A 20,442-nucleotide genomic window follows, 5' to 3' on the forward strand; every position below is an offset into this window, starting at 1 on the left:
GCCCATCGTAGAGGGCGCGAAGGTGCGGTCCCATAATCGGCCGCCATGCCAGCCCCGTCTTCCCACTCTTCCCCCTCCCATCCCGCCGGTGCCATCACCGACGTCGCCGGCATCGAAGTCGGTCATTTTTCCGACACCCGCCGCCCCACGGGCTGCACCGTCGTCATGGCGCGCGAAGGCGCGGTGGCCGGTGTCGATGTGCGCGGCGCCGCACCCGGCACGCGCGAGACCGACCTGCTCTCGCCCGGCAACCTCGTGCAGCAGGTGCATGCGGTGATGCTCGCAGGCGGCAGCGCCTGGGGCCTGGCGGCCGCGGAAGGCGCGATGCGCTGGCTCGAGGAACGCGACATCGGCATGGACGTGCGCTTCGGCACCCTGCCCATCGTGCCCGCGGCCGTGCTGTTCGATTTGCCGATCGGCGATGCGCGCATCCGCCCCGATGCGGCGGCCGGCTATGCAGCTTGCGATGCGGCCTCGAACGCCGCGCCCGCCGAAGGCAACGTGGGCGCCGGCAGCGGTGCGCTGGTGGGCAAGCTCTTCGGCGTTCACCGCGCGATGAAGGGCGGCATCGGCACCGCGTCGGTCACCGTCGGCGGCGTCACGGTGGGGGCGCTGATCGCGGTCAATTCGCTGGGCGACGTGATCGACCACAACACCGCGCAGCCCGTGGCCGGCGCGCGCACCGAAGACGGCACCGCCTTGCTCGACACCCGCCGCGCCCTGCTGCGCGGCGACCTGCCCAAGCCCCTGCTCGCGGGCACCAACACCACGCTGGGCGTGGTCGCGACCGACGCGGTGCTGACCAAGGTGCAGGCCAATCGCCTGGCCAACGTGGCGCACGACGGCCTCGCGCGCGCCATCAACCCGGTGCACACGATGAGCGACGGCGACACGCTGTTCGCGCTGGCCACCGGCCGCGTGCCGCTCGAAGGCAACGCACCCGGCATGACGGTGCTCGGCACCATGGCCGCGGAGGCCGTGGCCATCGCCACGCTGCGCGCCGTGCGCGCGGCGCAATCGGTGACGGTGGGCGACCTGCACATTCCGTCGGCGACCGACTTCGCCGCAGCGCGCCCCTGACGCATCCAACAAAGAAAGGACCACCATGGCGTTCCCCAGAACCCTGAAGCTGATCCTGCTGTCGATCCGCGACCTGATCGCCTCGGCCGGGCCCATCATCTTTCTCGTGATCGGCCTCCTGATCGCCGCGTACTGGTACCTGCAGCCGCAGCCGCCCAAGCACGTGACGCTGGCCACCGGTCCCACCGGCAGCGCCTATGCGGAGTTCGGCAAGCGCTATGCCGCAGCGCTCAAGGCCAACGGCATCACGGTCGCGCTAAAGCCCACCTCGGGCTCCTCGGAAAACCTGGAACTGCTGCGCAAGGGCGGCGCCGACGTGGGCTTCGTGCGCGGCGGCAGCGCCGATCCGGTGGCCGACGAAGAGGCGGGACTCAGTTCGCTCGGCAGCCTGTTCTACGAGCCGATCTGGCTCTTCTACCGCGCCGACAGCGCGCTGAAGGTCGACAAGAAGACCGGCACGCTGACCTCGCTGACGCAACTGCGCGGCCTGCGCGTGAACGTCGACATGCCCGGCAGCGGGCTGCCCGAGATCATGGAACGACTCTTCAAGGCCAACCGGATCGGGCCCGACGACGTGCTGCTGTCGAACCTGGAGCAAGCCGCAGCCGCCGAGGCGCTGCAGGCCGGACTGCTCGATGCGATCGTGCTGTCTTCAGCGCCGCAATCGCCGCAGGTGCAGCGGCTCTTGCGCGCGGGTGACATCAAGCTGATGGACTTCGGCCAGGCCGACGCGTACTCGCGGCGCTTTCCTTTCCTCTCGGCGGTGACGCTGCCGCGCGGCGTGGTCGACCTGTCGAAGGACCTGCCGCCGTCGGACGTCTCGCTGCTCGCGGCCACCACCTCGCTGCTGTCGCGCGAGGAAACCCACCCTGCCCTGCGCCAGCTGTTCGCTCAATCGGCGCAGACGGTGCACAGCGACGCGGGCTGGTTCAACCGGGCGCGCGATTTTCCGAACACGCGCACCAGCGAACTGCCGGTGAGCCCCGAGGGCGACCGCGCGATCAACGGCACGCCGCCGTTCTGGCAGCGCTACCTGCCGTTCTGGGCCAGCAATCTCGTCGAGCGCATGTGGCTGGTGCTTGGCGGTTTGCTGGTGCTGATGCTGCCGCTGAGCCGCGTGATTCCGCCGCTCTACCAGTTCCGCGTGCGCCGGCGCGTGTTCCGCTGGTATGCGAGGCTGCGCGACATCGAGGGCAAGGTCGATGGCAAGACGGGCGAGCGCGACACGCTGCTGAAGGAGCTCGACGACCTCGATCGCGTGGTCAACAAGGTGGCGGTGCCGCTGTCGTATGCGGACGAGCTCTATGCGCTGCGCAACAACATCTACGCAGTGCGCAAACGCGTGCTCGCCGGATCGGCGAAGGGCGCCGCCGCATCGACGGAAGCGCCTGCCGTGCCGCCAAAGCCTGCGGAATCTGTCTGACGCCTTGGTCTTTCAAACGCTGATCGATTTCGCCGAGCCGCGCGGCGACGGAGCGGCTCGGCTGCGCGTGACTTTCGGTGCGCCTTCGCGCGTGCTCGTTGCGCGCACCGCTGACGAAGTGAAGCCGGTGCTGGAGGCCGTCGAGGCGCTGTCGCGCGAAGGTCGCTGGTGCGTGGGCTATCTGCGCTACGAGGCGTCCGCAGCCTTCGACCCGGCCTTCGCGGCGCATGCGGGCGACGGGCCGCTGGCGTGGTTCGGTGTGCATGACGCCGCTGTGCCGTGGCCCGATGCAGCGGGCAGCCACGTGCCCGCTGTCGATTGGCAAGCCGGCCTGTCGCGCGCCGCCTTCGACCGGAACATGCAGGCCATCCACCGCGCAATCGCGAACGGCGAGCTGTACCAGCTCAACTACACCGCGCCGCTGCGCGCCGAGTTCCGGGGCAATGCGCGCGACTGGTTTATGGCTTTGCGGAAGGCGCAGCCCAACGGCTACGCCGCCTTCATCGACACCGGCGACGAACAGGTGCTGTCGGTGTCGCCCGAACTCTTCTTCGACTGGCAAGGCGACCGGATTCTTGCCCGCCCTATGAAGGGCACCGCCCCGCGCGGCGCAACCGCCGTCGAAGACGAAGCGATGGCGCTGCGGCTGCGCACCGTGCCCAAGGAGCGTGCCGAGAACGTGATGATCGTGGACCTGATCCGCAACGATCTTTCGCGCATCGCGCAGCCCTTCTCGGTGCGCGTGCCACGGCTCTTTCATACCGAAGCGCTGCCCACCGTGTGGCAGATGACGTCCGACGTCGAGGCGCGAGTGCGCGATGGCATCACGTTGGTGGATGTGTTCTCGGCGCTGTTCCCGTGCGGCTCGATCACCGGTGCGCCGAAGGTCAGCGCGATGCGCATGATCCGCGACCTGGAGCCCGAGGCGCGTGGCGTGTACTGCGGCGCTGTCGGCGTGGTGCGGCCGGGCGGGCATGCGACCTTCAACGTGCCGATCCGCACCGTGACGCTGTGCGGTAATCAGGCGCGCTGCGGCATCGGCAGCGGCATCACCGCCGATGCACAGGCTGATGCGGAGTGGGATGAATGGCGGCACAAGCGAGCCTTCCTGGCACAGCGCCACGCGCCTGTATCGTCCAAGCCATGAGTTCTTTCGAATTGCTCGAAACCCTTGCACTGATCGACGGTGCTTTGCGCGATGCACCCGCGCACCTGGCGCGCATGCAGAAGGCGGCTGCGCATTTCGCTTATGCATGGAAGGAGGCAGAAGTGGCGGCATGCCTCGATCGCCTGACCAACGCGCATCCGACGGGTTCTTGGCGCGTGCGCCTTCTGCTCGATGCGCAAGGCAAACCGCGTGCAGAAGCATTCGCCATGGACGCTCCGCCGCCACGCGTGCAACTGCAACTGGCCGCCCGCGCATTCGACGAAGCCGACAGCGAGTTCTCCCGCTTCAAGACCACGCGCCGCGCGCACTACGAGGCTTTCGCGCCCACATCGCCGGGCGTGTTCGACGCCCTGCTGTGGAACCGCCACGGCGAGATCACCGAATGCACGCGCGGCAACATCGCCCTGCTGCTGGACGGCCGCTGGGTCACGCCACCGCTGCGCTGCGGGCTGCTCGACGGCATCGGCCGCGCCCATCGCCTGCACAGCGGCGAGCTTGCCGAAGCCGTCGTGCGGGTGGACGATCTGCCCCGCGTGCAGGCCTTCGCCTTCGTGAACAGCCTGCGCGGCTGGCTCGACGCCGATCTTCTGCCCCCGCAAAAATAGTTCGCCAAAGCGCTTGACTTAGAGCGCGCTCCAACTTTGAGAATCAACGCCATGGAAACCAGCCTGACCATCGCGGAAGTCGCACAGCGCACCGGCCTCACGGCCCACACGTTGCGCTACTACGAGCGAATCGGCCTGATCGCCACGGTGTCTCGCGCACCGGGCGGCCAGCGCCGCTATGCGAGCGCCGACATGGACTGGCTGGCCTTCCTGTTGCGCCTGCGCGAGACCGGCATGCCCATCCAGGGCATGCAGGCCTTCGCCGGGCTTCGAAGCCAGGGGGACGCCAGCGTCGGCGAACGGCGCGAGATGCTCGAAGCGCATCTCGCCGAGGTCCGGGCCCGGGTGGAGGCGCTGCAGCAATCGATGCAGGCGCTTTCGACCAAGATCGCGCACTACCGCGCGATCGAGACCAAGGTCAAGACCACGCCAAAGACGAAGCGTCCCTCGTTGTCGGGCACAGCCCCGGAAAGAAGGACGAGCGATGACGAACACACAAGCAAGCCAGACCAGCCACGGCAACCTGCGCTACGAGCGCGGCCTGGCCAAGCTGCAGGAAATCGACGGTGAAGGCGGCGTCAAGGTCGTCGAAAGCCTGGCGGACATCGCGCCCGATTTCGCCCGCCTGCTGATCGAATTTCCCTTCGGCGACGTCTACTCGCGCCCCGGCCTGGACCTGCGCTCGCGCGAGATCGCGGTGGTGGCCGCGCTCACGGCCATGGGCAATGCGGCGCCGCAGCTGAAGGTGCATATCCAGGGCGCGCTGAATGTCGGCGTCACGCGCACCGAAGTGATCGAAATCATCATGCAGATGGCGGTGTACGCGGGCTTTCCGGCGGCGCTCAACGGCATCAGCGCCGCGCGCGAGGTGTTTGCGGCGGACGCGCCGCGCGGGGAGCCCGCATGAAGCACCGCAGCTTTCGCGTCCGCCTGCCGCTGTTAGGCTTGGCGCTGCTGGCAACCGCGATGAAGGCGCCCGCCTCCGCGCAACCGCCCGCCCTGCCGACCTGGACCTTGGAGCAACGCCCCGCGCATGACGGCCTCTCCTCGCCGGTCGGCATGGCCTACGACGCGGCTGGTCATCTCTATGTCGCCAACTGGTCGGCCGGAACCGTCCTGCGCTTTGCGCCTGACGGCACCCGCTCGGTGTTCGCCTCGGGCTTGAGCGGCCCCAGCGGGCTGGCGATCGGCGCTTCCGGCGACGTCTTCGTGGCGTCCTACAGCGAGGACCTGGTGTGGCGCTTCACGCCCGGCGGCAGGCAGAGCGTGTTCGTGCGCGGCCTGGCAACGCCGGCGGGCCTGAGCTTCGACCGCATCGGCCGGCTGCTGATCGCCAACCGCCGCACCCACCAGATCCTCGCGGCGCATCCCGACGGCAGGATCGAAGTCGCTGCGGAAGGATTGCAGACACCGGTCGGCGCGGTCGAACTGCCGGGCGGCGAGCTGATGGTCAGCAACATCGCGGGCGGCATTTCGCTGGTCGGACAGGACAAGCGCGCGCGAAGCATCCACGGCGGGCTGCGCAGCCCAGGCCCCGGCATCGTCGCGGACCGGGAGGGCGCCGCCGCCTATGTGGTCGACTACGGCGGCACGACGGTCAGCCGCATCGACCGCGAAGGGGCCCGCGTCGTGGTGGCGGACGGCCTGTCCAGCCCCGTCGGGCTGGCCCGGACACCCGATGGGAACCTGCTGGTTGCCACGTGGGGGGCGAACGCAGCCTTTCGGTTGGTGCGGCCGCGTTGAAATGCCGGCTTGCCCCACCCATGAAAAAAGCGCGCCGCCCTCCAAGGGTCGGCGCGCCGTTCGCGTCTCGAAAGAACCGGTGCGGGCTTACTTGAGCGCCTTGTAGCGCATGCGCTTGGGCTTGGCGCCTTCTTCGCCGAGGCGCTTCTTCTTGTCGGCTTCGTACTCCTGGTAGTTGCCGTCGAAGAAGGTCCACTGGCTGTCGCCTTCGGCCGCGAGGATGTGCGTGGCGATGCGGTCGAGGAACCAGCGGTCATGGCTGATCACCATGACCGTGCCGGCGAACTCGAGCAGCGCGTCTTCGAGCGCGCGCAGGGTTTCGACGTCCAGGTCGTTCGAGGGTTCGTCCAGCAGCAGCACGTTGCCGCCCGCGATCAGCGTCTTGGCCAGGTGCAGGCGGCCGCGTTCACCGCCCGACAGCGTACCGACCTTCTTCTGCTGGTCCGCGCCGTTGAAGTTGAAACGGCCCGCATATGCGCGGCTGGCCATCTGGAACTTGCCGACGTTGATGATGTCCAGGCCGTTCGAGATGTCTTCCCACACGGTCTTGTTGTTGGCGAGTTCGTCGCGGTGCTGGTCCACGAAGGCCATCTTGACCGTCGAGCCGATGATGACCTCGCCGGTGTCCGGCTTTTCCTTGCCCGCGAGCAGCTTGAAGAGCGTCGACTTGCCGGCGCCGTTCGGGCCGATGATGCCGACGATCGCGCCCGGCGGCACGGTGAAGCTCAGGTTGTCGATCAGCATGCGGTCGCCGAAGGACTTGCTGACGCCGTGGAACTCGAACACCTGCTGGCCCAGCCGCTCGGCCACAGGAATGAAGATTTCCTGGGTTTCGTTGCGCTTCTGGTATTCCATGTCGCTCAGCTCTTCGAAGCGGGCGAGGCGCGACTTGCTCTTGGCCTGGCGTGCCTTCGGGTTCTGGCGCGACCATTCCAGTTCCTTCTTCAGGGCCTTGGCGTGGGCTTCTTCGCTCTTCTGCTCCTGCGCCAGGCGTTCGCCCTTCTGCTCGAGCCAGGTGCTGTAGTTGCCCTTCCATGGAATGCCGCGACCGCGGTCCATTTCCAGGATCCACTCGGCCGCGTTGTCCAGGAAGTAGCGATCGTGGGTGATGGCCACCACCGTGCCGGTGAAGCGCTGCAGGAACACTTCGAGCCACTCGACCGATTCCGCGTCCAGGTGGTTGGTCGGCTCGTCGAGCAGCAGCATGTCGGGCTTGGACAGCAAGAGGCGGCACAGCGCCACGCGGCGCTTTTCGCCGCCCGACAAGAGACCGATCTTCGCGTCCCACGGCGGGAGGCGCAGCGCGTCGGCGGCGATTTCCAGTTGATGCTCGGAATCGGTGCCGGCGGTGGCGATGATCGCTTCGAGCTGGGCCTGTTCGGCGGCCAGCGCGTCGAAGTCGGCGTCTTCGGCACCGTAGGCGATGTACACCTCTTCGAGGCGGGCCTTGGCCGCGAACACCGCGCCCATGGACTCCTCGACCGATTCGCGCACCGTGTGCTCGGTGTTGAGCTTGGGTTCCTGCTCCAGGTAGCCGATCGTCATTCCCGGCATGGGCAGCGCCTCGCCCTCGAACTCCTTGTCCACACCCGCCATGATCTTGAGCAGCGTGGACTTGCCCGAGCCGTTCAGGCCGAGCACGCCGATCTTGGCGCCGGGGAAGAAAGAGAGCGAAATGTCTTTCAAGAGCTGCCGCTTGGGCGGCACGGTCTTGCTGACACGGTTCATCGAATAGACGTATTGAGCCATCTGTGGATAGTTACCTTGGGTACAAAGATCAGGGGAAAGCGCGGGTGCCAGAACAAGGCATTCGGGGATGCATTCGGGCGCGGCAAACCACCGATTATCGACTCATGCGACAATTGGCACCGTTGCCGGGTCCAGTTGCCCGCAACACCGGCTCTCTGCCGGGGACGAAGAAGACCCTTCTTGCAACGGGTTTTCCGGCTCCCACCCCTGACCTTCATCTGCCTTGACTGGCTCGGCGTCCACGATAAGACGCCAAGCGGGCCGATGCCACTGCGCCGTGTATGGCGCTTATTGTTTCCAATGAATTTTGATGAACTGAAGCTGGCTCCCGCCATCTTGAAGGCTGTGCACGAGCACGGTTACGACACCCCCACCCCCATCCAGGCGCAAGCCATCCCCGCCGTTCTCGAAGGCCACGACCTGCTCGGCGGCGCCCAGACCGGCACCGGCAAGACCGCTGCCTTCACGCTGCCGATGCTGCACAAGCTCACCATGAGCCGCAGCGCCACCAACAAGTTCGGCGGCGTCGGCATCCGCGCCCTCGTGCTGACCCCCACCCGCGAACTCGCGGCGCAGGTCGAGGAATCCGTCCGTACCTACGGCAAGTACCTGCAGCTCGACTCGACCGTGATCTTCGGCGGCGTCGGCATGAACCCGCAGATCAGCAAGCTCAAGAAGGGCGTCGACATCCTCGTGGCCACCCCCGGCCGCCTGCTCGACCTGCAGCAGCAAGGCATGCTCGACCTGAGCCAGGTCCAGATGCTCATCCTGGACGAAGCCGACCGCATGCTGGACATGGGCTTCATCCACGACGTGAAGAAGATCCTCGCGCTCGTGCCCAAGGAAAAGCAGAGCCTGCTGTTCTCGGCCACCTTCAGCGACGAAATCCGCGATCTGGCCGCCACGCTGCTCAAGAACCCGCAGAGCATCCAGGTCACGCCGCGCAACACCACGGTGCAGCGCATCACCCAGGTGATCCACCCCGTGGGCCGCGGCAAGAAGAAGGCGCTGCTCGCGCACATCATCAACGAGAACAAGTGGAGCCAGGTGCTCGTGTTCACGCGCACCAAGTTCGGCGCCAACAGCGTGGCCGAATTCCTCACCAAGAACGGCATCGAGGCGATGGCGCTGCACGGCAACAAGAGCCAGAGCGCCCGCACGCAGGCGCTGGCCGGCTTCAAGAGCGGCGACATCCGCGCGCTGGTGGCCACCGACATCGCGGCCCGCGGCATCGACATCGACGAGCTGCCGCACGTCGTGAACTACGAAATCCCGAACGTCAGCGAAGACTACGTGCACCGCATCGGCCGTACCGGCCGTGCCGGTTCGAGCGGCGAGGCCGTGAGCTTCGTGTGCCTGGACGAAGAAGGCTTCATGCAGGAAATCGAGCGCTTCACCAAGCAGACGATCCCGGTGCAGATCGTCGAGGGCTACGGCCCTGAAGACGGCGAGCGCGCCGAGCCGATCGCCATGGGTCGCCAGACGATCTGGGGCGGCGCCGGCCGTCCGCCGAGCCGCGACGTGATGCAGGCGGCCGCCAAGGCCGCACGCACCGAGATGCTGTCGCGCATCCGAGAGAACAAGGCTGGCCAGGGTGGCGGTGAACGCGCTGGCGGCGGTGGTGGCGGCAACGGCGGCGGTCAACGCCGTGGTGGCGGCCAAGGTGGCGGCGGCGGTCAAGGCCGCAACGCCAATAGCGGCGGTCAAGGCCAGGGCCAAGGCCCGCGCGGCCAGGGTGCACGCGCGCCGCAAGGCCGCGGTCCGCAAGGTCCGGCACGCACGCCGCACCATGCGCCGCAGCATCAACAACAGAATCACCTGCCGCACGACGAGCGCCAACCGCGCCATCACGGCAACAGCCACAGCCCGACGCAAGCCAACCAGGTCGCGCACCTGCGTGCCGAAGCGGTCGCCGGTGGCGACGGCCAGCCGGATCCGTTGCGCACGAGCGTCGACCACATGGGTGGCGGACGCGGTCGCGGCCGTCCGGGTGGCGGTGGTGGTGGCGGCTACGGCGGCAACCGCTCGGGCGGCGGTGGCCGTTCGGGTGGTGGCGGCGGCTACGGCGGCGGTGGCGGTGGTGGCAACCGTTCCGGCGGTGGCGGCGGTGGCCGCTCCTTCGGGCGCTGAGCACTGCGGGCAGGGACACCTGCCGCGGAAATGAACAAGGGCACTTCGGTGCCCTTTTCTTTTGGGCGCCGCGTCAGCGCGGCGGCGCGGTGTTCGCCCGGATGTTCCGGGCGATCCGGGTGGCCAGCGCGGTGACCGCATCGTCGTAGCTGCGCGCCACGTCGCCCGGACGCGCCACCAGTTCGCCGAAGCTGCCCCAGCGATCGCGGGCGTTTGCAGGAACGCTGCCGGAGGTGTCGCCGCTGGCATCCGCGCCGTAATAGATGGTCTCGGAGTAGACGGTGTCGCCGTCCTTGGAATCCATCAGGTAGGCGCTGAGGTTGACGCGCGGCACGTAGTCCGTCGAGAAGCGTGCCGAGTACATGCCGACCTCGTTGAAGTAGACGTGCAGCACCGGCTCGGAGGTCGGAAGCTTCCCGTAGTCGAGGTTGTCGGGCGATGCCGCCGGCCTGACTACGCCCTCGAGCGCCTGCGCCTGGTAGCCCTGTGCGTTCAGCTGCTCGACCAGCGCCGCCGTCAGCTTCGGTCCCATGTCCTTGCGAACCGATTCCATGCGCTCATTGAATTCCGAGCCCTTCACGCGGTCGGCGATCGATTGCCACAGCACGCCAATGGGAATGCCCTTGTTCTCGGTGTGAAGCTTGTTGATGGGGACCACCGGGATCACCATGATGCGAGCGATGGTGGGAAGCGGCGGCGGGGTCCTCGGCCCGGAGCTGCAGGCCGCAAGCCACAGGGTGGCTGCCAGCGCGGCGGCCAAAAGAACGCGACGTGGCGGGGCGTGATGACGCTTCATGTTTTTCCGCGCATTGGCGGCTCCCTTGTTTCTTTGTTTTCTGCATCGCGCCGCGCCTGTGCGCCGGGCGGCGCGGCGTGCGACGCCTCGTCTGGAATCGTAACTCGGGACACAATCCTGTCGCCATGCAATACATCCCACCCAACTACGCCACCCTCTTCGTAGCCACCTGCAACCTGCTCAACCTCGCGAACCCGAACCGCGTGTACTACGAGAACCAGGACGGCTACAACGAGCGCGAGTACGAGCGAAAGATCGACTGGATCGGCGAGCGCTTCCATGCGCTCAATGCCGATGTGCTGGCGGTGCAGGAGGTGTGGGACGAAGCGGCGCTCAAGGCCGCTATCGCGCGCAGCGGCCTGCGCTACGACTTCGTTTCGGTGCCGGGCGCCGAGAACACGCCGCCGCCCGGCAGCCCGCCGGGCACCCCGCCCAGAGCAGGCGCACAAGGCACACCGCGCGTCGGCATCGCAACGCGGCTGCAGGTGGACAACGTCCAGTCCTTCACGGATTTTCCGCCGGGCTTCGGCGTCGATGTGCCGGGGCTGGGTGCCCACACCCGCTTCGAGCGCCCTCCTCTCCTGGCCACGCTGCGCATGAAGCACGGCCAGCAGGTGCATGTGCTGACGGTGCACCTCAAGTCCAAGCGCCCCAAGTTCCTGCAGGACGCACAAGGCAATCACCTGGAGGACCGCGACGACCGCAAGGTCGGCGTGATGGCTTCGCTGCGCTCCCTGCTGATGCGCGGTGCCGAGGCCGCCGCCCTGCGCTGCATCGTCATCGACCTGCTGCAGGGCACGAACACGCCGCTGGTGGTGATGGGCGACTTCAACGACAACCCGCACAGCGTGACCACGCAGCTCGTGGCTGCTACCTCCGAAGTCGCCTACGACAAGGCCGCGCGCGACGTGGCGCTGTTCAATGCCTACGAGATGCAGGGCGAGTCGGCGCTGAAGAAGGACGTGGCCTATTCGCACATCCACCAGGGCTTTCCGGACGTGCTCGACCAGATCCTGGTGAGCGAGGAATTCATCGCCAGCAGCCGGCACAGCCTGGGCGACGTGCGGCGGGTCGACTACTTCAACGACCACCTGCACGAAGGGCGCGACCGCTCGCGCTCGGACCACGGCTTCGTGCGCGCACTGCTGCGCCTGCGCACGGACTGAGGTTCGCTCAGCGGCCCATGCGCTTGCCGGTCTGCCGGTCGAACAGGTGCACGGCCTCTACATCGATCGCGAGGCCCACGGTTTCGTCGGGCTTCGCATCGACGCGGCCATGCACGGCCAGCACCAGCTTCGCCTCGCCGACCTGCACCAGCAGTTCGGTTTCCGCGCCCGTGGGCTCGACAACGACCACCTGAGCGTTCACGCCGCTGCCGGCCGCGCCCAGCGTGATATCGCCCGGCCGGATGCCGTAGTGCACCGGCTGGCCGTCGGCAGCCGACGTGCCGGCCGGCACAGGCCAGCGCGCGCCCTGGGCCTCGACATGGCACTCGCCGCCCGAGCGCCGCACCGTGCCCTCGATCACGTTCATCGACGGCGAGCCGATGAACTGCGCGACGAACAGGTTGTCGGGCCGGTCGTACAGGTCCAGCGGCGTGCCGATCTGCTCGACGATGCCGTCGTGCATCACCACGATGCGGTCGGCCATGGTCATGGCCTCGATCTGGTCGTGCGTGACGTAGACGGTGGTGGTCTTCAGCCGCTGGTGCAGCGCCTTGATCTCGGCGCGCATCGCCACGCGCAGCTTGGCGTCGAGGTTGGAGAGCGGCTCATCGAAGAGAAACACCTTCGGGTCGCGCACGATGGCGCGCCCCATCGCCACGCGCTGCCGCTGCCCGCCCGAGAGCTCGCGCGGATAGCGGCCGAGCAGCGCATCGAGGTTCAGGATCTTTGCCGCGCGCATCACGCGCTCGTCGGTCACCGACTTCTCGGCGTTGCGCAGGCGCAGGCTGAAGCCCATGTTCTCGCCCACCGTCATGTGCGGATAGAGCGCGTAGCTCTGGAACACCATGGCGATGTCGCGGTCCTTCGACTCAAGGTCGTTGACCACGCGGCCGTCGATGAGGATCTCGCCGCCGCTGATGTCCTCCAGGCCCGCGAGCATGCGCAGGAGCGTCGACTTGCCGCAGCCCGAAGGCCCGACCAGCACCACGAACTCACCGTCGACGATGTCGAAGCTCAGGCCCTGGATGATCTGGACCTTGCCAAAGGATTTCTGGATATTGCGAAAGGATACGGATGCCATTTGTGATTCCTGGGTTCGCTCAGCTCTTCACGGCACCGGCAGTGAGGCCGCCGACCATGTAGCGTTTGAATGCGTAGTAGATGGCCGCGGGCGGCAATGCGTAGATCAGCCCCGTGGCCATCAGCAGCTCCCACGGCGAATCGTCGGCCGAGAGGAAATTGCCGAGCGCGACCGCCAGCGTCACGCTCTTGTCGTTCGACAGCAGCAGGAACGCATAGAGGTACTCGTTCCACGCGAGCAGCAGCGAGTACGTGCCCACCGCCACGAGCGACGGCACCATCAGCGGCAGGTACACGAGGCGGAACAATTGCAGCGGCGAAGCGCCGTCCATGCGCGCGGCTTCGTCGAGTTCGTAGGGCAGCTTGTCCGACGCCTGCTTCAGCACCCAGATGCAGTAGGGCGAGGCGATCGTCACCATCGCGAGGATCAGCGCCCACTGGCTGTTGAGCAGGCCGTAGTTGCCCATGGTCTTGTACATCGGCACCGCAAGGAAGGCCGCGGGAATGAAGTAGGTGAAGAGCGCGAGGTTCATCACCGTGCGCCCGCCGCGCACGCGCAGGCGGCTGATCGCGAATGCCGCAGTCGTCGCGACGAAGAGCGTGAGCGCGCCCACCGACACCGCGATCAGCAGCGAGTTCCACAGCTGCAGCCAGAAGTGGTCGAGGTAGAAGTGCTTCTGCTGGAACACGATGCGGAAGTTGTCCAGCGTCGGGTTCTTGGGCCACAGGTGGCCCGAGGTTGCGGAGTCCTTCGAGGAGATCGCGAAGAGCACCATGTGGTAGACCGGGATCAGCGTCCACAGCAGCACCGGAATGCCGATGAGCAGCAGCTTGGCCTCGGTCGCGACGGCCTTGGGAGTCCAGCGCTTCATTTCGAGAGCCTCTTCATCATGAAATAGACCAGGGGCAACACGAGCGGCATCGCCACCACGATGGAAGCCATCGACAGGTCCACCTGGTCGAGCCGCAGGTAGCGGATGCCCAGCGTGGCGAGCACGTGCGTCAGGTCGGCAGGGCCGCCGCCGGTGAGCAGGTAGACGCTGTTGAAGTCGCCCAGCGTCCAGATCATCGAGAGGATGAGCGAGGTGATGTAGAGCGTCTTCAACGCGGGCCAGCTCACGAAGCGGAACTTCTGCCAGTTCGAGGCGCCGTCCACGGACGCGGCCTCGTACTGTTCGGAGGGAATGGCCAGCCGCCCCGCCACCAGGATCAGCGTCCAGAACGGCAGCGACTTCCAGATATGCACCACCATCGCGAAGGCCAGCGCCAGCGAGGGGTCGTTGAGCCAGTTGGGGCCATCCGCCCCGGTCAGGCGAAAGATCGTGCTGTTGATCACGCCCCACTCCGGGTTCAGCATGAAGCGGATCGACAGGATGGTCGGAATCGAGGGCATCGCCCAGGGCAGGATGAAGATCGCCGAGACGATCTTGATCCACCAGCGCGAGGTCACGAAGAAGCCCGAGAGCACCAGCGCCACGATCATCTTCAGGTTGATCGCCACGATCAGGAAGATGGCCGTGTTGATCACCGAGCGAAAGAAGATCGGGTCTTCGACCAGCTTCACGTAGCTCTGCGGATGGCGTGCGAGCCAGAGCCCGTACCCCACCGGATAGAGCACGAACACCACGAACACCAGCAGGTAGGGCACGACCATCACAGCGCCCCAGAACTGCCAGCGCGCGTGACGCGCTCCGAGATTGGCAACAGGCGCCGAAGCCGGCGCGGCGGTGGTAGTGCTCATGCAGTTCGCCTCATGGAAGCTGGTGTCCGTGACTTCGGTGGTGCCCGCGTGCGGCTTACTGCGCCGCCACCGTCTTGATGCGCGCGATCATCTCGTCGACCGCCTTGTCCACCGGCAGCTTGTCGGTGACGACGCGGCTCATGGCCTTGGCCCAGACGTTCTCGTTGTTCAGCACGGTGAACTTGTAGTTCTTCGTGAATTCGAAGGTCACGGTGCCCGCGGCGTACTGGTTGAACACCGACAGGCGATGCCGATCAGCCTTCCAGAACTCGCTCGCCTGCCCGGCCTTGGTGACCGGGAACCAGCGGCCCAGCGAACCCTCGACATACGGCGTGAGGTTTTCCTCCTGCATGAGGAAGGCCACGAACTCCTTGGCGCGCGCCTTGTTCTTCGCGTCCTTGAACACCACGCCGGTCTTCACCGCGGTGCGATAGACCATCTTGCTGCCGTCAGGCTTGTTGGGAAAGCCGGCCGTGTGGATGCGCTCGGTGTAGTTCTTGCGGGCTTCCTCGCGCTGCTCGGGCGTGAGCGTGGCGTTGTTGGAATCGTCGAGCCACTTGGCGGCGATCGAGATGGTCGCGTTGTGCGTCATCACGGTCGTCTTGTTGTGGAACGCGACGTTGTTGTCCGGGTCCTTCCAGCTCGTCGACGAAGGCGGCGTGCAGCCCGTGAGGTAGGGCTTGGTGTAGTCGGTCACGGCGCTGATCAGGCCGGCGCGCACCTTCGGGTCGTCGACCAGCAGCTTGCCGTTGTCGTCCACCAGCTTGACGTTGTAGGCGTCCATGAAGGTCAGGAACGAATAGAAGGAATCGCTCGAATCCACGCCCATCGGCTGGCCGATGGCGAAGGTGCGCTTGCCGCTGGCCTTGCGGCTGGCGGGCTGGACCTTCTCGCACCAGAACGACCAGTAGTCTTTCCACGTGGTGGGGATGTCGGACTCCTTGAAGCCGGCCTCCGTCAGCATGTCGTTCCAGTACTCGATGTGCATCGTCTGCTGCTTGATCGGGAACGCGTAGTACGCCTTCTTCTTGGTCTGCTCGTTGTAGAGGAAGGTGGTCTCCAGCGTGTTGGGCGCGAAGCGGTCCTTCATGGGCGTGAGCACGCTGCCGATGTCCTCGAGCTTGCCGTCGTAGGCCCACTTGCCGGTGACCTGGAAGTCGTACACGTCGGCATAGGCAACGTCGGGCGGGCTGCCCGAGTCGAGCGCGGACACGGTCTTGGGGATCATGTCCTGGATCGGGTATTGCGACAGCTCGATCTTCACGTTCTTGTTCTTGTCCTCGAACTTCTTGATGGCGGCGAAGAGCGCTTCGTCCTCCGCCTTGTAGAAGCCCTTGACCCACCAGACGGTGAGTTTTTCCTGCGCGGCGGCAGGGCCCGCCGATGCGAGCAATCCCAGCGCGAACAATGTCGGCGCTATCAGCGATTTCACGACTCTCATGGTGTCTCCTTCTTCTTGGGTTGGTGGTGCTCGGGGGTGCGAGCGTTGGGTGGAAAACAAATGCGATCGATGTGCGCTGGCCGGTGCCGCAAGCCGCGCGGCCGGCTAGCTGGCCTTGAGTCTTGGAGGCGGGCGGCTGAGCCGCGGCAGGCGCCGTCGTCCGCGCGAACCGAGCACGTCCTCGATGTCCTGGCGCGCGCCGTCGATGAGGCGAATGACCGCGCGCTCCGCCTTGTCGGGGTTGCGCAGGATCACCGCATCGAGCACCGCGCGGTGCATCGGCAGCGAGAGCGCGGGTCCGTCGGGCTTGGCGGTCGATATCTCGAAGCTGGTGCGCAGCAGCGCGTTGAGCGCCTTGCTCATCTGCGCCAGCATGCGATTGCGCGCGGCGGCGAGGAGGCCGTTGTGAAAGCGCAGGTCGAAGGTGACGTAGTCGCCGCCGTTCTCGATGGCCTCTTTCATGCCCGCGTAGGCGCGCTCGATTTCCTCGATGTCTTGCTCTTCGGCCCGCTCGGCCGCGAGCCGCACGGCCGCCGGTTCCACCACGCGGCGCAGGTCCTGCAGGTCGCGCAGGAACTCGGGCGTGAGCCCCGCGCGCGACTGCCAGGTGATGACGTCGGGGTCGAACCAGTTCCACTTGTCCTGCGGCAGCACGCGCGTGCCGACCTTGGGCCCCGTGACGATCAAACCCTTTGCCGCGAGCGACTTGATGGCCTCGCGCACCACGGTGCGGCTCACGCCGAGTTCTTCACCGAGCACGGGCTCCGAAGGTATCGACGCACCGATCGCATAACGTCCGGCCACGATGGCTTCGCCGAGCAATTCGAGCGTGCGACCGTGGATGTTCTTGATCATGGGTGCGATGTGAATTTCGATATCCCGGAGGCTGAAAACATCAAGGCTCCGGGCCTGTCTCAACTCTTATCATATGATGATTGAAAACGCGATTCGGCAGGACAAACCCTGAGGTTTGCCGTCGAAATCGGCAACAAAGAGAGACAAGACCGATGAGCAATTCCCCCAAGAAAAAGGCGAGCGAACTGCGCAGCCAGCAATGGTTCGGCCGCCACGACCGCGACGGTTTCATCTACCGCAGCTGGATGAAAGGCAAGGGCGTTCCGCACGACCAGTTCGATGGTCGCCCGGTCATCGGCATCTGCAACACCTTCAGCGAACTCACGCCCTGCAACTCGCACTTCCGCACGCTCGCCGAGCAGGTGAAGATCGGCGTGTACGAGGCAGGCGGTTTCCCGCTCGAGTTCCCCGTGATGTCGCTCGGCGAGACGCTGCTGCGCCCCACCGCCATGCTGTATCGCAACCTCGCGAGCATGGACGTGGAAGAAAGCATTCGCGGCAATCCGCTCGATGGCGTGGTGCTGCTCATGGGCTGCGACAAGACCACGCCCGCGCTGATGATGGGCGCGGCCAGCGTCGACCTTCCGACCATCGGCGTCTCGGGCGGCCCGATGCTCTCGGGCAAGTGGCGCGGACAGGAGCTGGGCTCGGGCACCGGCGTGTGGCAGATGAGCGAGCAGGTGCGCGCCGGCACGCTCAAGCTGCAGGACTTCTTCGAGGCCGAGAGCTGCATGCACCGAAGCCACGGCCACTGCATGACGATGGGCACCGCGAGCACCATGGCCTGCATGGTCGAGGCGCTGGGCATCGGGCTGCCGGGCAATGCGGCCTACCCTGCCGTCGACGGTCGCCGCAACGTGCTCGCCCGACAAGCGGGCCGGCGCATCGTGGACATGGTGCATGAGGACATGAACATGTCGAAGATCCTCACGCGCCAGGCCATCGAGAACGCGATCAAGGTGAACGCGGCCGTGGGCGGCTCGACCAACCTCGTGATCCATCTCCTGGCCATCGCGGGCCGCATCGGCGTGGACCTCACGCTCGACGACTTCGACCGCCTCGCCTCCGAGCTGCCCTGCCTCGTGAACCTGCAGCCCTCGGGCCAGTTCCTGATGGAAGACTTCTGCTACGCAGGCGGCCTGCCGGTGGTCATCAAGGAAATCGCCCAGCACCTGCACAAGGACATCCTCACCGTCACCGGCCAGAGCCTCTGGAACAACGTGAAGGACGCCGAGAACTACGGTCCGCAGGTCATCCGCCCGCTGGCCGAGCCCTTCAAGGAAAACGCCGGCATCTGCGTGCTGCGCGGCAACCTCGCGCCCAACGGCGCCATCATCAAGCCGAGCGCGGCCACGCCCGAGCTGCTGGTGCACAAGGGCCGCGCGGTGGTCTTCGAGAACGCCGACGACCTGCACAAGCGCATCGACGACGAAGACCTCGACATCGACGAGCACTGCATCATGGTGCTGAAGAACTGCGGACCCAAGGGCTACCCCGGCATGGCCGAGGCCGGCAACATGCCGCTGCCGCCGAAGGTTCTGCGCAAGGGAATCACCGACATGGTCCGCATCAGCGATGCGCGCATGAGCGGCACGGCCTATGGCACGGTGGTGCTGCACACGGCGCCCGAGGCTGCGGCCGGCGGTCCACTGGCGCTGGTGCAGAACGGCGACATCGTCGAGCTCGATGTGCCCAACCGCAAGCTGCACCTGCATGTGAGCGACGAAGAGCTGGCGAAGCGCCACGAGAAATGGGTCGCACCCAAGGCGCCGCTCGACTCGGGCTACTGGAAGCTCTACGTCGACACGGTGCTGCAGGCCGACCAGGGCGCGGACCTGGCTTTCCTGCGCGGACGAAGGGGGGCATTCGTACCGCGCGACAATCATTGAGATGACAAGACTGGTAGCAATCGACTGGGGAACGAGTTCCCTGCGCGGCGCCTTGCTGGATGCAGACGGCAAGGTGATCGAAGAGCGCAGCGATGCGCGCGGCATCCTCAAGGTCCCCGAAGGCGGATTCCCCGCCGTCTTCGAGGCGCTGTTCGGCGACTGGATGCGCCTCGAAGGCGCGCAGTGCCTCATCTCCGGCATGGCCGGCAGCAAGCAGGGCTGGGTCGAGGCGCCGTACTGCGCCTGCCCCGCGGGCCGCGTCGAGGTGGGCCGCAAGATCATCCGCATTGACGCCATTCCCGGTGCGCGCATCGCGATCGTGCCGGGCCTCAGCGACGAGCACGACGGCGTGCCCGACGTGATGCGCGGCGAAGAGGTACAGATCTTCGGCGCCATGGCGCTCACCGGTGCGAGCGACGGTCTCTTCGTGCTGCCCGGCACCCACAACAAATGGGCCACCGTTCGAAAGGGCCGCGTGGCGGGTTTCCGCACCTGCATGACGGGCGAGTTCTATGCGCTGTTGAGCCAGCACTCGATCCTCTCGCGCACGCTCGATGCCGCCGCGCCGCTCGACGAAGCGGCGTTCCTCCAGGGCGTGACCCAATCCGAAAACGGCCACGGCCTGCTGCACAACGCCTTCGGCGCGCGCACGCTCGCGCTGTTCGAGCGCATGCCGAAGGAGGAGCTGTCGAGCTACCTCTCGGGCCTTCTCATCGGCGAAGAGCTGCGCACCCAGTCGCTGCAAGCCGTCGGCGAAGTGGTGCTGATCGGCTCGCCCGTGCTCACCGAGCGCTACACCCTGGCCCTGCGCGCCGCCGGCGTTGCCACGCGCACGCTCGGCGCCGAAGCCACCTGGGCCGGACTGCATGCGCTGTCCGGCTTTCTTGCAGCAGCAGACAGCAACGGAATCCAGCCATGACCACCCCCCTCGAAAAATTCAACGCCGCGGTGCGCGACCTGCCGCTCGTGGCCATCCTTCGCGGCCTCACGCCGGCCGAGGCCGCGGATGTCGGCGATGCCATCGTGGAGCCCGGCTTCCGGCTGCTCGAAGTGCCGCTCAATTCGCCGCAGCCCCTGGACAGCATCGCGCTGATGCGCAAGCGCTTCCCAGAGGCGCTGGTCGGCGCGGGCACCGTGCTCGATGCGCAGCAGGTGCGCGATGTGCACGCGGCCGGCGGCGAGCTGATCGTCTCGCCCAACTTCAACGCCGCGGTCATCGCCGAAGCGGTGAAGCTCGGCATGGTGTGCCTGCCCGGCGTGATGACGCCGACCGAGGCCTTCGGCGCGCTCGCTGCCGGCGCCACGGGGCTCAAGCTCTTCCCCGCCGAGCTGGCATCGCCCGCGGTGGTGAAGGCGCTGCTCGCGGTGCTCCCGGCCGGCACGCCGGTAATGCCCGTGGGCGGCATCACGCCGTTGAACATGGGCGAGTGGCGCGCGGCAGGCGCCGCCGGCTTCGGCATCGGGTCCGCGCTCTACAAGCCGGGCAAGCAGGCCCCGGCCGTGCGCGACGATGCGAAGAAATTCATCTCGGCCTGGACGGGCATCACGCAAGCCTGATCGCACGCCTGATCGCACG

The 20,442-nt window shown here is 66.7% G+C and carries 17 protein-coding genes and 1 pseudogene; 11 read left to right on the forward strand and 7 right to left on the reverse strand.

The genetic code is table 11. The features are described 5' to 3' along the window. The first annotated feature begins 45 nt into the window (after positions 1-45). The 6 genes and pseudogenes from QF040_RS13960 to QF040_RS13985 all read left to right on the forward strand — a co-directional run bounded on the left by QF040_RS13960 (position 46) and on the right by QF040_RS13985 (position 6,019). Entirely contained in the window at positions 46-1,080 is a 1,035-nt protein-coding gene (locus tag QF040_RS13960; RefSeq protein ID WP_429611520.1) for a P1 family peptidase, read from the forward strand. A 25-nt stretch (positions 1,081-1,105) separates the two neighbouring features. Then, positions 1,106-2,503, forward strand: coding sequence for a TAXI family TRAP transporter solute-binding subunit (locus tag QF040_RS13965; RefSeq protein ID WP_429611521.1), 1,398 nt, complete (start codon positions 1,106-1,108; stop codon positions 2,501-2,503). A gap of 4 nt (positions 2,504-2,507) precedes the next feature. Further along, positions 2,508-4,276 (forward strand): annotated as a pseudogene (pabB, locus tag QF040_RS13970) (aminodeoxychorismate synthase component I). A gap of 51 nt (positions 4,277-4,327) precedes the next feature. Next, positions 4,328-4,846, forward strand: a complete 519-nt coding sequence (locus QF040_RS13975; protein ID WP_429611522.1) for a MerR family transcriptional regulator — start codon at positions 4,328-4,330, stop codon at positions 4,844-4,846. Continuing rightward, positions 4,761-5,183 (forward strand): carboxymuconolactone decarboxylase family protein, encoded by a 423-nt coding sequence (locus QF040_RS13980; protein ID WP_429611523.1) that lies wholly within the window; start codon positions 4,761-4,763, stop codon positions 5,181-5,183. The genes QF040_RS13975 and QF040_RS13980 overlap by 86 nt, the downstream gene beginning before the upstream one ends. Next, positions 5,180-6,019, forward strand: coding sequence for an NHL repeat-containing protein (locus QF040_RS13985; protein WP_429611524.1), 840 nt, complete (start codon positions 5,180-5,182; stop codon positions 6,017-6,019). Before QF040_RS13980 ends, QF040_RS13985 begins: the two co-directional genes overlap by 4 nt. An 87-nt stretch (positions 6,020-6,106) precedes the next feature. Here the strand turns inward: QF040_RS13985 and ettA are convergent, their stop codons facing one another. After that, complete coding sequence (gene ettA / locus QF040_RS13990; RefSeq protein WP_306883028.1) at positions 6,107-7,768, reverse strand: energy-dependent translational throttle protein EttA; 1,662 nt, start codon at positions 7,766-7,768, stop codon at positions 6,107-6,109. 300 nt (positions 7,769-8,068) lie between these two features. Here ettA and QF040_RS13995 point away from each other — a divergent pair, with 300 nt between their 5' ends. Further along, positions 8,069-9,898: a DEAD/DEAH box helicase gene (locus QF040_RS13995; RefSeq protein ID WP_429611525.1), complete on the forward strand. Its 1,830-nt coding sequence runs from the start codon at positions 8,069-8,071 to the stop codon at positions 9,896-9,898. Between the two features lie 73 nt (positions 9,899-9,971). Here QF040_RS13995 and QF040_RS14000 read toward each other — a convergent pair whose 3' ends face one another. Further along, positions 9,972-10,568, reverse strand: a complete 597-nt coding sequence (locus tag QF040_RS14000; protein WP_429611526.1) for a hypothetical protein — start codon at positions 10,566-10,568, stop codon at positions 9,972-9,974. A gap of 251 nt (positions 10,569-10,819) precedes the next feature. Here QF040_RS14000 and QF040_RS14005 point away from each other — a divergent pair, with 251 nt between their 5' ends. Continuing rightward, positions 10,820-11,860, forward strand: a complete 1,041-nt coding sequence (locus QF040_RS14005; protein ID WP_429611527.1) for an endonuclease/exonuclease/phosphatase family protein — start codon at positions 10,820-10,822, stop codon at positions 11,858-11,860. A gap of 7 nt (positions 11,861-11,867) precedes the next feature. Here the strand turns inward: QF040_RS14005 and QF040_RS14010 are convergent, their stop codons facing one another. The 5 genes from QF040_RS14010 to QF040_RS14030 form a co-directional block, all read right to left on the reverse strand. Continuing rightward, positions 11,868-12,941: an ABC transporter ATP-binding protein gene (locus QF040_RS14010; RefSeq protein WP_013542639.1), complete on the reverse strand. Its 1,074-nt coding sequence runs from the start codon at positions 12,939-12,941 to the stop codon at positions 11,868-11,870. Positions 12,942-12,960: 19 nt separating this feature from the next. Further along, entirely contained in the window at positions 12,961-13,812 is an 852-nt protein-coding gene (locus QF040_RS14015) for a carbohydrate ABC transporter permease (protein ID WP_307503856.1), read from the reverse strand. Then, positions 13,809-14,681: a carbohydrate ABC transporter permease gene (locus QF040_RS14020; RefSeq protein WP_307503853.1), complete on the reverse strand. Its 873-nt coding sequence runs from the start codon at positions 14,679-14,681 to the stop codon at positions 13,809-13,811. Before QF040_RS14020 ends, QF040_RS14015 begins: the two co-directional genes overlap by 4 nt. Before the next feature lie 55 nt (positions 14,682-14,736). Continuing rightward, positions 14,737-16,122 carry an ABC transporter substrate-binding protein gene (locus QF040_RS14025; protein WP_307503850.1) on the reverse strand — a complete coding sequence of 462 codons (1,386 nt, stop codon included), beginning with the start codon at positions 16,120-16,122 and terminating at the stop codon, positions 14,737-14,739. Between the two features lie 105 nt (positions 16,123-16,227). Continuing rightward, positions 16,228-16,977 carry a FadR/GntR family transcriptional regulator gene (locus QF040_RS14030; RefSeq protein WP_429611528.1) on the reverse strand — a complete coding sequence of 250 codons (750 nt, stop codon included), beginning with the start codon at positions 16,975-16,977 and terminating at the stop codon, positions 16,228-16,230. A 152-nt stretch (positions 16,978-17,129) separates the two neighbouring features. Here QF040_RS14030 and QF040_RS14035 point away from each other — a divergent pair, with 152 nt between their 5' ends. From QF040_RS14035 to QF040_RS14045, 3 genes are read left to right on the forward strand one after another with little or no spacing between them, the layout of a single operon-like run. Next, positions 17,130-18,866 carry an IlvD/Edd family dehydratase gene (locus QF040_RS14035; protein WP_429611529.1) on the forward strand — a complete coding sequence of 579 codons (1,737 nt, stop codon included), beginning with the start codon at positions 17,130-17,132 and terminating at the stop codon, positions 18,864-18,866. Position 18,867: 1 nt separating this feature from the next. Further along, positions 18,868-19,785, forward strand: a complete 918-nt coding sequence (locus tag QF040_RS14040) for a 2-dehydro-3-deoxygalactonokinase (RefSeq protein ID WP_429611530.1) — start codon at positions 18,868-18,870, stop codon at positions 19,783-19,785. Continuing rightward, a complete protein-coding gene (locus QF040_RS14045) occupies positions 19,782-20,423 on the forward strand; it encodes a 2-dehydro-3-deoxy-6-phosphogalactonate aldolase (protein WP_429611531.1) in 642 nt (213 codons plus the stop codon). Before QF040_RS14040 ends, QF040_RS14045 begins: the two co-directional genes overlap by 4 nt. Positions 20,424-20,442 lie beyond the last annotated feature (19 nt).

The organism is Variovorax sp. W2I14 (assembly GCF_050435205.1).
Classification (GTDB): domain Bacteria; phylum Pseudomonadota; class Gammaproteobacteria; order Burkholderiales; family Burkholderiaceae_C; genus Variovorax; species Variovorax paradoxus_C.